Origin of the sequence: Cytobacillus kochii (assembly GCF_020171845.1) — a bacterium.
GTDB classification, from domain to species: Bacteria; Bacillota; Bacilli; order Bacillales; family Cytobacillaceae; genus Cytobacillus; species Cytobacillus kochii.
The window spans coordinates 71,268-85,583 of sequence record NZ_JAIVAM010000019.1 but is presented as its reverse complement, the minus strand read 5'-3'; the positions used below and the strand labels follow the sequence as shown (position 1 = coordinate 85,583).

14 protein-coding genes are annotated in these 14,316 nt (G+C 36.2%); 1 reads left to right on the top strand and 13 read right to left on the bottom strand.

The window, feature by feature from the left end; genetic code table 11:
- Positions 1-192 precede the first annotated feature (192 nt).
- From LCM23_RS24165 to LCM23_RS24135, 7 genes are all read right to left on the bottom strand, one after another.
- Complete coding sequence (locus LCM23_RS24165) at positions 193-804, bottom strand: response regulator transcription factor (protein WP_224939109.1); 612 nt, start codon at positions 802-804, stop codon at positions 193-195.
- Between the two features lie 2 nt (positions 805-806).
- The gene (locus tag LCM23_RS24160; protein WP_224939108.1) at positions 807-1,892 is read right to left on the bottom strand and encodes a sensor histidine kinase; all 1,086 of its coding nucleotides are present in this window, start codon (positions 1,890-1,892) and stop codon (positions 807-809) included.
- Between the two features lie 21 nt (positions 1,893-1,913).
- A complete protein-coding gene (locus LCM23_RS24155) occupies positions 1,914-2,600 on the bottom strand; it encodes an ABC transporter permease (protein WP_224939107.1) in 687 nt (228 codons plus the stop codon).
- Positions 2,601-3,332: an ABC transporter permease gene (locus LCM23_RS24150; protein WP_224939106.1), complete on the bottom strand. Its 732-nt coding sequence runs from the start codon at positions 3,330-3,332 to the stop codon at positions 2,601-2,603.
- Complete coding sequence (locus LCM23_RS24145; protein ID WP_224939105.1) at positions 3,329-4,270, bottom strand: ABC transporter ATP-binding protein; 942 nt, start codon at positions 4,268-4,270, stop codon at positions 3,329-3,331. The genes LCM23_RS24150 and LCM23_RS24145 overlap by 4 nt, the downstream gene beginning before the upstream one ends.
- A gap of 279 nt (positions 4,271-4,549) precedes the next feature.
- Entirely contained in the window at positions 4,550-5,803 is a 1,254-nt protein-coding gene (locus tag LCM23_RS24140) for an ABC transporter permease (protein WP_224939104.1), read from the bottom strand.
- A complete protein-coding gene (locus LCM23_RS24135; protein ID WP_224939103.1) occupies positions 5,796-6,695 on the bottom strand; it encodes an ABC transporter ATP-binding protein in 900 nt (299 codons plus the stop codon). The genes LCM23_RS24140 and LCM23_RS24135 overlap by 8 nt, the downstream gene beginning before the upstream one ends.
- A gap of 151 nt (positions 6,696-6,846) precedes the next feature.
- Here LCM23_RS24135 and LCM23_RS24130 point away from each other — a divergent pair, with 151 nt between their 5' ends.
- On the top strand, positions 6,847-7,032 hold the full coding sequence (locus LCM23_RS24130; protein ID WP_095369924.1) for a YhzD family protein: 186 nt from the start codon (positions 6,847-6,849) through the stop codon (positions 7,030-7,032).
- A gap of 78 nt (positions 7,033-7,110) precedes the next feature.
- Here LCM23_RS24130 and LCM23_RS24125 read toward each other — a convergent pair whose 3' ends face one another.
- The 6 genes from LCM23_RS24125 to LCM23_RS24100 form a co-directional block, all read right to left on the bottom strand.
- Positions 7,111-7,899: an enoyl-CoA hydratase gene (locus LCM23_RS24125; protein ID WP_224939102.1), complete on the bottom strand. Its 789-nt coding sequence runs from the start codon at positions 7,897-7,899 to the stop codon at positions 7,111-7,113.
- Between the two features lie 113 nt (positions 7,900-8,012).
- The gene (locus LCM23_RS24120; protein WP_224939101.1) at positions 8,013-9,632 is read right to left on the bottom strand and encodes a long-chain fatty acid--CoA ligase; all 1,620 of its coding nucleotides are present in this window, start codon (positions 9,630-9,632) and stop codon (positions 8,013-8,015) included.
- A gap of 182 nt (positions 9,633-9,814) precedes the next feature.
- Positions 9,815-11,326, bottom strand: coding sequence for a coproporphyrinogen III oxidase (locus LCM23_RS24115; protein ID WP_224939100.1), 1,512 nt, complete (start codon positions 11,324-11,326; stop codon positions 9,815-9,817).
- Between the two features lie 223 nt (positions 11,327-11,549).
- Positions 11,550-12,419: a Cof-type HAD-IIB family hydrolase gene (locus LCM23_RS24110; protein ID WP_224939099.1), complete on the bottom strand. Its 870-nt coding sequence runs from the start codon at positions 12,417-12,419 to the stop codon at positions 11,550-11,552.
- A gap of 297 nt (positions 12,420-12,716) precedes the next feature.
- Entirely contained in the window at positions 12,717-13,067 is a 351-nt protein-coding gene (locus tag LCM23_RS24105; RefSeq protein WP_095369928.1) for a YlbF family regulator, read from the bottom strand.
- Positions 13,068-13,152: 85 nt separating this feature from the next.
- On the bottom strand, positions 13,153-14,295 hold the full coding sequence (locus tag LCM23_RS24100) for a DUF445 domain-containing protein (RefSeq protein ID WP_224939098.1): 1,143 nt from the start codon (positions 14,293-14,295) through the stop codon (positions 13,153-13,155).
- Positions 14,296-14,316 lie beyond the last annotated feature (21 nt).

The window sequence follows — 14,316 nt, the reverse complement described above, 5'->3', positions numbered from 1 at the left end:
GAATAACTATTAAAAGTTTGTCCTTTCTTTGCCATAGAAAAATCCCCTCCAAGTAGCATTCTTTCCTTCATGGTAACATGAAGGTTTTTTTGAATGTCTACTTAAAGGGGACATTAACACATCTCCCGGTTTTTGTTTAGATAATAGTCAACGGCTTTTCTCTACATGCAATGTAAGATGCTAGTTGACACCCTATTTTTGCCGTTGCCAATAGTAAATGGCTAGTTGTGTACGATCGCGTAGCTCCAGTTTATCAAGAACAATAGATAGAACATTACGAACGGTCCCTTCACTTAAATAAAGCTGCTTCGATATTTCTTTATTCGATAAACCTTCCACCACAAGCTCCATCACGTCTTTCTCCCTTTCAGTTAATGACCAGAACCCATCTGACTTATTTTGTAGCACAAGTTTATCAAGTACTTCCGGAGTAAGAACCCTCGCATTTGATCCGATTGCACGGATCTGTTTGGCCATATCTTTAATCGAACTAGATTTTATGATATAGCCCTCAGCACCTGCTTTTAAAGCAAGCCGAATATTCATTTCGTCTTGAAAGGTTGTCAACATCATTATTTTAATATGTGGCCAGTTTCTTTTTATAACCTTTGTACTTTCTATTCCATTCAACACCGGCATTTGGATATCCATTAGAATAAGGTCTAGCTGCACTTTCTCACAAAAAGAAATCGCTTCACTTCCATTTTCAACCACACCAACAATTTTTATATCTTCTTCTTTATCGAGAAGTAATTGTAAGCTCTGACAAATTAAACGATCATCATCGACAATTAATATATCCATAGCTACTTCCCCCTTCTCTGTATAGGTAAAACACATACGAGCAAGTACCCATTTTGACGATCAATTGTAAAGCTTCCTTTTAACATTCTTGCTCTTAATTGTAAACTTCTTAGTCCACTTCCGTTCACTGATTTTTGGGTAATGGTGCCGTTATCATGGATTTTCAACCTTACAAGTGTTTCAGTAATATCAAGTTCAACTTTCGTTTTCGTCGCATTACTATATTTACTTACATTTGTAATAGCTTCCTTAAGACACGCTTCCAACATCAGCCAATATTGAGAAGATACATTATCCACATTTCCGTTATATTGAAATTCTATGAGTAATGGCTCTGAATCTGCTACGATTCTTTGCAACCTATCAACACCTATATAAGTAACAGGTGTGAGATTATGAACTGTATTTCTTAATCTCGTAGTACTCCTCGAAAGCCTAATTTTCACCTGTTCCAGAAGGGAGTGCGCTTGATTTTCATTTTCTACTTGTTCATATGCCTGAATAGCTAGAAGGGCACCTGTTAAATCATGCCCTAGGTGGTCATGCAGTTCTCTTGAAATCCGATTTCTCTCCTTCAATTCAGCTGCCTTTTCCACCTCAAAATAAGCTTCTAAAAGCTCCATTTTGATCTGTTCAAGCTCATGCTTTTCTTTTCTTTCCTTGTCTAAAGTCTTTTCTAGTTGCTTACGTTCTTTCATTGACTGATAAGTGAAGCTTCCGACTAATACTGTGAGTAAACTATACCAAATCAAAGTGATATCAAAGGCAGGGTAAGCAATCATGAAAATCGTCATTGGGAAAATCAACCACCACTTCCCGACTAGTGCTGCTTCGAAAATAGCGATGGCTAAACCATATAGGGCAAACGGAAAATATGGAATGAAAACGATACAGAGGACTATTTCAATAAGAAAACTCCATTTTGGTATTGAAAATCTTATACGTATGCTCATAACAATGAGCAAAAGCAGGATAAAAACAATCGCCTCAAAGCCAGCAGTACTTATGAGCCAAAGATGTGCTAGGATAAGTAATTGTGCTATTCGCCAAAATATCACAAATCTAAAATATCGCTCGTACACTCTCATATGCACACCTCTCCTCAGCTATCAATGCAATTTTTTCACACTTCCTGTAATTAAAAATAAAAACATATACAAAATAAGCATTCCATTCACAAGCAGAAACTCCTTCAGTTCGCCACCAAAAACAACCCAATCTATTCCCCAAGCTAGCCAAAAAGTCGGCAACATAATCGCTATTTTTTGTAAAATTTCAGGTAACAACTCAATTGGAATCAAGACGCCACCGATTAAAGCAATGACACTGATAATTGACATAAAAATTAACATGGATATTTCTTTATTACGAAAAAATGAAATCCACATTAGTGCAAAGGCAATCGATGCCATACTAAATGTAATAAATAAAATGAATAACCAAAAGGGCTGATAAAGTTCTTTCCCAACTAATACGCCTCCATAAACTAAAATCAGACATTGTAATATTAAAATGGAAAAATACGCTAGCAAATTCTGTGCTAGATAACTAAAATGACTGATGGGGGCAATTGATACCTTTTTAGCAATTCCTCTCATTCTATCTTCTAAAATTAATCCGGAGAGCTTCAAACTAATAAACAAAATAAAAATACCAAAATATTGATATCCGTATGGAAGATGTGGCCAATACTCTCCTGATGGCAGAAAGATCGCAACAACTGGGAAGAGAAATAGAATCAACAAACTTGTTTTATTCGCAATACTTCTCTTCAGAACAAAGTGGAAAACAGTCATTTAAATCTTCCTCCTACCGAGCACAAACACAATAATAAAAGTAATTACAATTCCGACTCCTAACCGAATCATATAAATATAAGCATCAGGAAATAAATTGCTTTGTGCATAGCCAATTGCATTAGCAGCTAACAATAAAGGATTAAGGTATTCATTAATGAATGTGATAACCGTATAATCAGGAATTGGAAAAAACAACCCTGCCAACACAATACATCCAATGCCATATACTTCACTTAACCGTTCTGCTAATTTAAAGTTCTTTACAGCAAAAATAAGAATTAAACTTACAAGGCTTGATAGTACAGCCAATAAGCCAATGATGTACATTACCCAAAATCCATTTCCCCACTCCACCTTTAAGCCTATTCCTGTAAATAGAAATAACAAAAAACCCAGAAAAATGGAATATAACATGCCACATAATGAGATTGAGAGAGCATAAAAAGGTCGACTCATCGGCGCCACCATTAAACGTTGCCGTCTTGGAGAAAATAAATCATCTTGAATATGGGCAATCACGATTGAACCGCCAAACAATTGAAACACAAGTGTCATTAACTGTGCTGTATCATAGAACGCAGGATCACCGTATTGATTTTTTAAGTCTCCTAATACGAAATAAAAAATGGTAATAAGGATAATCGGAACAACTAAGAGCAACAATAGCGTAATATAGTCTCTACTCATTCGAATCACTGTATAAGGAATGGTTCTTAGGACACGCATCATGCACTACCTCCATCCCTTAAGGTTCTTCCAGTCAAAGTTAAGAAAACATCCTCTAAATTTGCTTTTTCTACATTAATGCCAACAACACCAGAGTCCTCTTTTATAATCGTTAAAATACGGTCAAGGTGTCCTGAATTAGCAGAAGATACAACCAAAATTTGATTCCCATCTTTAATGACTTGTTTTACATCTGGCAGTGCCTGAATACTCTCCAAAGAGACTTCTTCAGGATGACTTACTTCTACCTTGATTCTCTCTTCATGCTGAATGTTGCGAATCAAATCTTGAACTGTTCCTCTTGTAATGATTTGCCCTTTATCTAATATCACAACCTCTGAGGCAATCGTCTCAACCTCTTCCATATAATGCGTTGTATATAGAATAGTCGTTCCGTTTCTTTGTAATTTCTTTACAGCTTGCAAAATATGGTTTCGCGATTGAGGATCTATCCCCACCGTCGGCTCATCCATAATTAAAAACTTAGGATCATGAACTAAGGAACATGCAATATTCAGCCGCCTTTGCATTCCTCCAGAAAAATTTTGTGCCCTTCCCTTTGTATGTTCTGCTAATCCAACAAACGCTAAGGCCTCTGCTACCCTTCTTTTTCTCACTTCCCCTTTTAACCCGTAAATTCCGGCAAAAAAGTTCGCATTCTCCTGTGCTGTTAATTCTGGAAAAATCGATATTTCCTGCGTGACTAAACCAATTTTTTCTTTGTTTTTATTCTGAAATGGTTTTTTTCCATCCCCAAATAACGTAACATTCCCTTGATTAACTGTCTCCATTCCTGTTAGGCATCTAATTAATGTTGATTTTCCCGCTCCATTAGGACCAAGTAAACCAATAATTTGACCCTCATTTATATCCAAATCAATGTAGTCCAACACTAGTTTCGAATCATAACGTTTCACAATCCCATTTAGTGAGGCAATCATCCGCTCACACCCTTTCGCCTTGTTAGTGTAAGTATGTCAAGAAAGGCAAAAAGCAAATAGTTACATTTGTCATTAATTTATTTTGCTTCACTGCCTCTTTTTCAATAAAGTAGGAAGGTTGTTACGAACCGATAAATAAACATTCGCAGAGCCCGCAGAATAGTTGTCTTATCATTATTTTAATAAATGTAAATTGGTCACTACTACATTTATCAATTCTTTTTTGCTAAAAAAGCTTCTTCATACACAAGTATGAGAAGCTTGAATGTAAATAACTACTTATTTTTCTTTCTTCGTTAATTGAATCGCTTTTTTAATATCTTTATACGAAGATGAGCGACCATACATTAAAACACCGCCACGATACACTCGTGCACCGAATATCGCCAAAATAATTGTCGTCACAATAAGAACGGCCATGCCTAATATTGGTTCCCATACCGGCAATGAAAGCATTCCTACTCTTAAGAACATCAGCATTGGCGTGAAAAAAGGAATATAAGAGGCAATAGTAATAAAAGTTGTATCTGGGTTAGATAGACCATACATTGAGAGTAAAAAGCCCACAACTACTAACATCGTCATTGGCATAATCATTTGTTGAACATCCTCAATCCGACTAACTAAAGACCCAAGAAAAGCGGCTAGGGTCGCATATAAAAAATAGCCTAATAAGAAAAAGATGGCTGCATAAACCAATATACCAAGTGATAAGTTGCTAAACCCAAACGCTTCGAACCAGCCACCTTCAAGCTTAGACATGCTTTCTCTCAATGCAAAGAAACCAATGGAACCTAAAATCAGCATTTGTGTCACACTCAACAGAGCGATCCCGAGTATCTTAGCAAACATTTGCTGAACAGGTGGGGTACTTGATATAAGAATTTCCATGATTCTAGATGACTTTTCAGTTGCCACTTCATTAGCAATCATACTCGCATACATGATGACAGCAAAATAAATTAAAAATAAGACCACATAAACAAGTCCTCTTGCCTGACTTAATTCTTCTTGAGACTTCGCATTTTCCTCAAGTGCAGTCGTCTCAAACGATACAGGTGCATACAATGTTTGCAATTGCTCTGGTGATAAATTTATACTCTCTGCAGTTAATTCCGTCTTTATTTGCTGCAAAGCTGTTTGCAATAAGCTAGAGATAGTAGTGTCAGCTATACTCAAGGATTTATATTCACCGCTAATGAGATCTTCACCGTTAGAAGTTAAGTAAAGTGCACCTGTAAATTCCCCAGATATTACCTTCTCGTCCACTTCAGCTTCTGACTGTTGTACACTTTCTAAGATAACTTCCTCCGATGTATATGCCTCTATGCGTTCTATTGCTTGGATGGAACTGTTTGTTTCATCTATCACTGCCACTTTCGGTGTTTCTTCATTTGAAAAAGTATCGATAATGGTTGTAATATTGGCTAACAGCACAAATAAAAGTGCCGTAATGATTGTCGTAATAAGAAAAGACTTTGTTTTTATTTTTGTCCAATACGTATGCCATAGAATTGTCCAAAAATTACTCATAAGAAGCACCTGCCTTTTCGATAAAGATATCATTTAAAGATGGTTCTTCAAGCATAAACTTGCGAATAAATCCTTTGCCAACAATATCTTTTAGTATATCGTCCGCTGCCAATTCATTTTCAATTTGCAGATGCACCCCTTCTGTTGTCATTTTAAATTTCTTCACAGCAGGGTGGTCTTGTAAAAAAGCCATCGAAAAATCACCATGAATGATTAATGTTTTTTTTCCATAAGAACGCTTAATTTCCTTCAATTCACCATGTACGACTGGTCTACCTTTTTGCATGATACAAAGATGCTCACATAACTCTTCAACATGTTCCATGCGGTGGGAAGAAAATACGATTGATGTACCACTATTTTTCAAGTCTACAACTGCGTCTTTTAGCAGCTCTACATTTACTGGATCTAGCCCGCTAAACGGCTCATCAAGAATCAATAGTTTAGGTTTATGTAAAATACTAGATATAAATTGTATCTTTTGTTGATTCCCTTTTGATAGCTCCTCTACCTTTTTTGTTTTGTAATCCGGTACTTTAAAGCGATCAAGCCAGTTGTCTAACTCCTTTAAGGCAGATTGTTTATCCATCCCTCTTAGCCGTGCTAAGTATACAAGTTGTTCTTTCACTTGTAATTTTGGATATAACCCACGCTCTTCAGGTAAATAACCAATTTGACCACTCACTGAATAATTAATGGGTTTACCTTGCCAACTGATGTTTCCTTTGGTTGCATCAATTAACCCTAAAATCATTCGAAAAGTAGTCGTCTTTCCAGCACCATTCGCTCCTAAAAAACCAAACATTTCCTTTTCAGGTATTTCTATAGATATATCATCTACTGCGGTAAATTGACCAAACTTCTTCGTAACATTTTCTAATTTTAAAGACATATAAATTTTGTCCCTCCCTTTCATTTATTTACGGTATAAAACTAAAAAAGATTCATTAAATAAGGATGTTTCTTTTTGCAAGATTGATGGAATTATGCCAAAATATAATTAAATATCGGAATATTCAACTACATTACAAGGAGTCTTTATGATGAAAACTTATAAATTAACGGCATTCGAACCAACCGGTGAAAAAATTCTTGATGAATCATTCGAATCAGCAAATGATCAAGAAGCCAAGGTGACCGGAGAAAACCTCCTGAAAGAAAAAGGATTAGAAGAGAAAACACATCGTTGCTCTTCTCCAGCAGGAAAGCTTATATTATTTCACCGGTAGACCTCAGGTTATACTATACACCACGTATCAAATAAAGACACGCATGTTTCTGAAAAACATGCGTGTCTTTCATTTCTGTTATTTCCCTGTGAATCGAGGCTGCCTTTTTTCAATAAAAGCGTTTATGCCTTCTTTATGATCAGCTGTTTTCCTCATTTGTGCTTGACCACTTTTTTCGAGCTCTAATAATTTTAATAATAATGGGCGATTCTTATCTGTCAGTATTTTTTTTGTTTTAATCATCGCAAGGATTGGAAGATGACTCAGATGGTACACTTTTTTATTTACTGCTTCGTCAAGATCATCTACGACTTCATGAACAAGTCCTCTCTCCCATGCTTCTTCAGCTGCCATCGGTTTCCCTTCCCATATGAGGTGCTTTGCTTGGTCGGGCCCTAACTTACTTTCAAGGAAAAAGTGGGAACCACCGTCCGGGATTAACCCTATACCAATAAAGTTCATCGCTAATTTACTATCCTTATGAGCATAAATGAAATCCGTAGCTAAAGCTAAACTTAATCCGAGCCCTGCAGCTGCACCTTTTATTGCGCTAATGGTGATTTTAGGCATACTATACAATGTAACAACTAACTCATTAATCGCATCCATTACAACGGGGAAATCGTTTTCATTCGCATCCATCAGCATCGTTTTAATGTCTCCGCCTGAGGAGAATGCTCTACCCGCCCCTTTCAAAACAACGATATCTATTTCTTCTAAATTACTTAACTCTTTCATAACAGCAGCCAGCTCATGAATCATTTCCACATTTAGTGCATTTAATGACTCAGGCCGGTTCATTTCCACATGCGCCACTCTTCCCTCAATCGAATAATTAACGGTCTTTGTATCAAAATCAAGCGCCATTCATTTTCCTCCTTAAGTTTGGATACCTCTATTATAAATAAAATATTTTTTATTTTCCAAATATAATTGAGTTTTTTTACTAGAAAATGAATGACTCTTCATATTGCAAATAATTACTGATTAATTTTATCCATTTGATATTTCTCTCTTAAATCACGTTTTAAAAATTTCCCTACAGATGTTTTGGGAATTTCATCAATAAAAATGACATCATCAGGAATCCACCATTTTGCAAATTGAGCGCTTAATGACTGAAGCACTTCTTCAGCTGTCACTTTTCCTTTATATTGTTCATGTAATACAACATAGGCTAATGGACGCTCTTGCCACTTTTCACTCGGAATACCAATAACAGCAGCTTCAAAAATGGCTTCATTAGCCATGAGCGCATTTTCTATGTCAACAGAAGAAATCCACTCCCCACCACTTTTTATTAAATCCTTCGTGCGATCGACAATTTTCAAAAGTCCTTCTTCATCTATCGTGACAACATCACCCGTATGAAGCCAGCCATCTTTAAAACTAGAGGCAGTCCTCTCGTCATTATAATATTCGGTTACAATCCACGGACCTCTTAAGCAGAGCTCGCCCATCTGCTTTCCGTCCCACTCCACTTCAACCCCTTTTTCGTCAATCACTTTCATTTCTAATCCCGGAACCAATAATCCTTGCTTGCTTCTTAACTCCAGTTTCTCTTCAAAATCTATATTTTCTTGATAGCTTTTCAGATTGGAGACAGTTGCGAGTGGACTTGTTTCTGTCATTCCATAAGCATGAAGAAACGGTATCTTATACTTTTCTTCGAACACTCGAATCATGCCTTTTGGTGCAGCAGATCCGCCACACAGAATGCTTCTTAAAGAACTTAAATCATATTTTTTCGCTTGCAATTCCTTCAATAATCCAAGCCAAATAGTTGGGACACCTGCAGTAATTGTAATTTTATATTCTTCTATTAGTTCGGCAATTAATTTAGGCGTAAATGCAGGTCCAGGCATGATCAATTTTGTGCCAAACCACACACCTGCAAAAGGTAAGCCCCATGCATTGACATGAAACATCGGGACGATAGGTAGGGCAATATCTTTTTCACTTACACCAACACTATCCGCTAAACCTAATGCTAAGCTATGGAGCACAATTGCCCGGTGAGAGTAAATGACGCCTTTAGGATTTCCGGTGGTCGCGGAAGTATAACACATCCCTGCCGGGTCATTTTCATCTAGATCATCGGGATATTGATAATTGGGATCTGCCTCTTCTAGTAGACTTTCATAATTATATGCTGGAGATAAAGTTGTAGTTGGAGGTTCCTTATGGTCACTCATAATGATAAATGCTTTTACATTGGAAAGTTCGTCCCTACATTGTTCAATTAATGGAACTAACTCTTCATCTATGAGGAGAATTTTATCTTCTGCGTGATTAATAATATAGGTGATATGCTGAGATGAGAGTCTAATATTAATTGTATGCAACACCGCTCCACTACAGGGAATCGCAAAATATGCTTCCAGATGGCGGTGGTGATTCCAGGCAAATGTCCCTACCTTCTCCCCTCTTTTAATACCAAGCCTTTGTAAACTTGAAGCAAGTCTTCGTGTTCGTTCTGCCATTTCCTTATACGTAAATGTTTGAATACCACCTGCTGTTCTAGATACAACCTCTTTTTTTGCGAAAAACGTTTCTGCTCTTTTTATCATCTGTGCCATCGTCAAAGAAGAATGATTCATCACCAATCGCCTCCCTTTTAGTAACCGTTTACATTATCATAGATGTATATGCGCTTTTGTACCTATTACATTCTTGTTTTTTTACTAAAATCCTCTATTAAAGTTGCCATAATTAAATCTAGTCTATTTTCACAAACAAAAAAGCTGCACCTCTAACCTAGGTACAGCTCATATTATTCTGCTTATATAGAGTTTGCCTCAATATTAAAGAGCTCATTTAACATAGCGATTTTCTTATCCGTGTATTCAACAAAACTTTCATTGTAGGATTTAGGGTCTTTCGGATTTGCAAAATGAGTAATTTTACCTGTCTCAGGATGGATAAACTTACTTGCTGCCCCGCAGCCAATTCCGATAATCGTTTGCATTTCTTCCATAATCATAATATTGTAGAGACTTTCTTGTTTCGGTAACGCATAGCCAACGTTTTCTAAATTTCCTAAAATATTTTTTTGACGATATAAATAGTAAGGCTCATAATGATGTTCAGCCGTCCACTCTTCTGCCATATTCATCATTCTTTCTGCTTCTTCACGATCTGCAACCTTATATTTCTGCCGGTTCTTTGTCATTTCAGAAGCTCTTTTAAAAGATAATGTATGGACAGTCAGTGACTCGGGTAGTAACTGCTTTGTTTCATTTAATGAGTGTGCAAACTCTGTTGTGCCTTCATTTGGTAAGCCAATGATTAAATCCATATTAATGTTGTTCATACCCATACTTCTCGCCAGGTGGAACTTATCGATTGTTTCCTCAACCGTATGATGCCTACCAATCGCTTTTAACGTTTCCTGCGTATAAGATTGTGGGTTGATACTGATACGATCAATATTCCATTTTTTTAGTACATTTAACTTATCTGCAGTAATCGTATCCGGCCTACCTGCCTCGACCGTAATTTCCCGAATGTGACTTACATCTGGAAACGACTCATACATTTCTTCATATAGAAGATCCATTTCCTCTGCTGTAATACTTGTTGGCGTACCTCCACCATAATATACGGTTGTCACTTTGATCCCATTTTCCTTTAACCATTCTCCCATATGTCTCATTTCATAATGCAGACCAGCTAAGAAGGAATCGACTCTACCTTGTTTACCACCAATTGCATAAGCAGGAAATGTACAATAAGCACATTTTGTTGGGCAAAAGGGAATGCCAATATAGATACTGACTTCTTTTTTTAAATCATAAAGATCAGGAATCGCCGTTAATTGTCGTGCAACGATTTTTTCCATTAGATTAATTTTTTCATCTGAAATCAAATAATCTTTTTTCAAAGCGTGATGAGCATCTTCCTTACTACTTCCAGACATCATATGACGATGATAAAGCTTTGTTGGCCTTATTCCTGTTAATATGCCCCATTTCTGCACAATACCTGTCCAATCTTGTAATACAGTTAAATACACATGGGAAGCTGCATACTTTAATTGATTAAAGAATTCCTTTTCTGTCTCAAACTCCTTAAGATGCTTTCTATAGTTAGCGGTAAAAACTTCTTCCTCGCTTGTAGTAAGCTGAACACTCATGTTAATCTCTTCACTTACTTCATAGTGGAAAGTTACTACTACATCTGCACTCTCATTTTTATCAAGTTTTACAGAGCATTCTTCAAAAAATAAATTACCAATTAACTGCAATGGTCTTATATAACGGTTATCATTCAAACCTAAAATAGATATATTCATTGTTAATCACCTTTATACTTTCTCTTCATCAAACTTCTTTAAGTTTACAAAAAAAAGACCTTACGGGTCAATCTCCATTCACAGGTCGTTTTGTATTTTAGTATATCATTTTGTTCGCTATATTTGGGCTATGCTACTAAAAGACCACCCCCCCTTAAATTATTGAATACGAATAAGAAGCTTTGAAGGTAGCAACCGTTCTACCACCTTCAGAGCTTCTACTTTACTTCAAGAGATTCATTTTCCTTAAAAATTGGATGGGATGTTGTTTGCGAAAATGCTCTTTTACCATATATGTTACACCTTGTTCATCATTTGTTCTTGTTACCCAATCAGCTTGCTTTTTTAAGACATGAGGGGCATTCCCCATCGCTACACCTAACCCCGCCCCTTCAATCATCTGCAAATCATCATAGCCATCTCCAATGGCTACAATTTCTTGCGGTGCAATACCAAGTTCCTTACTTAATCTGAGTAAACCATTCCATTTGGATACACCATAAGGGACAATATCTAAACGAGAATCATTTAGTTGGGTAATAGCAATTTCCTCATCATACATGACATCTAATGCTTTTTTGGCATGTATAAGATCATCGTTATTTTCAAAGTAAATTTCAATTTTTGGTGGCTTAACTGGATCTTCTAGCAAATTTTCACTCAGGGACTCAACAAACTGATGGGAATAAAAAACAGGATCACCTGTTGAGAACACCGTTTTAGCGAGGATATTATTATTTGTTTTTGTCTTATTTGCTAGTGAAAACTTTTCATGCACAAGTCTTATTTGACAAGGGAATCCTTCTAATAAGCGTACAATATCAAAGGTTACTTCTTTTTTGATGCGTTTCACTTCAATTGGTTGTTCCAATTTATCCGCTGTATAAGCTCCAGCTGATGTCACAAGGATGGAATTTAATTTTAATGCTTTAGCCACTTTCTTAGCCGATGGAAAACTTCTTGCTGTTACTAACGTCACATAAATTCCTTTTTGCTGGACGTATTCGATTGCTTCCTTTGTTGATTTATGCAGCCTTCCATTACTTTGAAGAAGGGTACCATCAATATTTATAGCTAAGAGACGATAAATCATCTTTTTGCCCCCTATTCTGGATGAAAATTGTCCTTATGACACTTTTATGTATCCGCAACAGAAAATAGAACAGGAAGAATAGAGATAAAGAAGTCTGTTCTCTTTGCGTTTTAAAATTATTTACGTTTCCTGCTGTTCCTTATTCTTTTTTTCATCAAAAATCCGCGACATTCGTATTTGTATATTAGCCGTAACAACCTAGAGGTTTTTACATTTGCGCACGAAAAAAAGCACAACTTTGCTATTGAAAGCAAGGTTGTGCTTTTATGAAATAGAACTAAGTCTATTACTCATGAATTACTCGGCAGCGCCGTATAAATCTTCGAGAGGTTTCATGATTGTTTTATTTAAGTCTGTGATAACTTCGCTCATTTTTTGTTCATCTGCCATAAGTTTAGAAATCAGTTCGTGTTGTTGTACAAGGGCAACTGTTTTTTGCGCTTGATCTACTTCTTCTTGTGTGATTTCTTGACCAGACATTTGCTTCTGTTGTAACTGAATTTGAATATTTCTAAAGTTATCAAACATTGATTTAGCTGATGGATCTGCATTCACCTTATCATAAGAATCCTTTAAGCTTTGATATTCATTGCTTTCACGGATTGCTTTTTCTAATTCGATTGCTGCGTCTTGTAAATTATTTGCCAAATTGAACACTTCCTTTTCATAGACTTCCCCCACTATAACAGACAATGGAAGTAAAATCGAGGAAAAACCTATAAAATATAAGCATTTATAATATCCATATGGCAGTAATACCTTGAAACACACCTACTAGACCGCCGAGTAAGGCTCCAAGAAATGTAATCATTCTTAATTCCTTATTAATAATCGAGAACACCATTTGCTCTAACCTTTCAACAGAAAATGAGTCTACCTGTTCCTTTACAATTTCATTGAGCTTCATTTTTTCCATTAAAACAGATATTCTATCAGCCAATATTTTACTTATTCCTACTGTTGCTTTCGGGATAAGTTCAGTAATAATATAAGGTCTTATTGTTGCTGTTAATTGACTAATTGGCATTTGAAATATTTCATGAACTTGAACAAATCGAAACACCGTTTGCTTTATGATTGAGAGGAGGCTATCTCTTCCTATTTTACTTTCAAACTCAGCAATATTTTTATCTAATAATTTTCGCCATTCTTTTCTAAGGAGTGATGTTAAAAGCTCCTCTGTTCCAGGATGATTTAAGAATTTTATGATTTCAGGTTGTAGTTTTTCCCCTAATTTCACATTGCCTAAAAACATTTGTAGCATACTTTTAATCATACCACTTCGTTTTTGGACAAAATCATCGGCCATCCTTTGAATACTTTCTTTTCCTTCTTCACTTGCGAAATAATTCTTTGCTGACTGTACAATCCAGTTGCTTAGTTGGGGCAACTGTTCCTCCACTTTACCTACCAGTTTTTGTGGCAAGATTTCTTTCATTGCTACATCTTGATTTGTACGCATCCAATTCTCATATTTCACCTCTAAGAACGCACCAATCTTATCCTCAGCCATTTTTGCAGGTTCGTTTATATCTATTTGTGCCAACAGTTGCTCTAACGTTTCTTCTGTTTTCAATTTCTTTTCTACTTCTACAACAACAAATTGTGTCAGCATTGATTGAAAACGTTCATTTTGTAGTTTCTTTTGTATCCCTTCTGGTGTTAACAAATGATTAATGACAAGCTTACCCATTTGTTCGGCCATCTCACCTCTACGTTTAGGAATCAAACCTGGAGTAAAAGGAAGACGCCATTTCCCAATATAAATCGCCCTATAAGGCTTAAATATCATTTTAATAGCTAAATAATTTGTAACTCCTCCAATGATGGCACCAGTAGCAACCATGATAAGTAGGGTCGTAAAAATTTCTGTCATTCCGCTCTCTACCTTTCTTCT

Coding starts and splice junctions, on each gene's coding strand:
- LCM23_RS24125 (WP_224939102.1), bottom strand. CDS start 7,899: ATGGCGCTTGATTTTGATACAAAGACCGTTAATTATTCGATTGAGGGA.
- LCM23_RS24115 (WP_224939100.1), bottom strand. CDS start 11,326: ATGAATATATCTATTTTAGGTTTGAATGATAACCGTTATATAAGACCA.
- LCM23_RS24140 (WP_224939104.1), bottom strand. CDS start 5,803: ATGAGTAATTTTTGGACAATTCTATGGCATACGTATTGGACAAAAATA.
- LCM23_RS24135 (WP_224939103.1), bottom strand. CDS start 6,695: ATGTCTTTAAAATTAGAAAATGTTACGAAGAAGTTTGGTCAATTTACC.
- LCM23_RS24100 (WP_224939098.1), bottom strand. CDS start 14,295: ATGACAGAAATTTTTACGACCCTACTTATCATGGTTGCTACTGGTGCC.
- LCM23_RS24120 (WP_224939101.1), bottom strand. CDS start 9,632: ATGAATCATTCTTCTTTGACGATGGCACAGATGATAAAAAGAGCAGAA.
- LCM23_RS24155 (WP_224939107.1), bottom strand. CDS start 2,600: ATGACTGTTTTCCACTTTGTTCTGAAGAGAAGTATTGCGAATAAAACA.
- LCM23_RS24160 (WP_224939108.1), bottom strand. CDS start 1,892: ATGAGAGTGTACGAGCGATATTTTAGATTTGTGATATTTTGGCGAATA.
- LCM23_RS24110 (WP_224939099.1), bottom strand. CDS start 12,419: ATGATTTATCGTCTCTTAGCTATAAATATTGATGGTACCCTTCTTCAA.
- LCM23_RS24165 (WP_224939109.1), bottom strand. CDS start 804: ATGGATATATTAATTGTCGATGATGATCGTTTAATTTGTCAGAGCTTA.
- LCM23_RS24145 (WP_224939105.1), bottom strand. CDS start 4,270: ATGATTGCCTCACTAAATGGGATTGTGAAACGTTATGATTCGAAACTA.
- LCM23_RS24130 (WP_095369924.1), top strand. CDS start 6,847: ATGAAAACTTATAAATTAACGGCATTCGAACCAACCGGTGAAAAAATT.
- LCM23_RS24150 (WP_224939106.1), bottom strand. CDS start 3,332: ATGATGCGTGTCCTAAGAACCATTCCTTATACAGTGATTCGAATGAGT.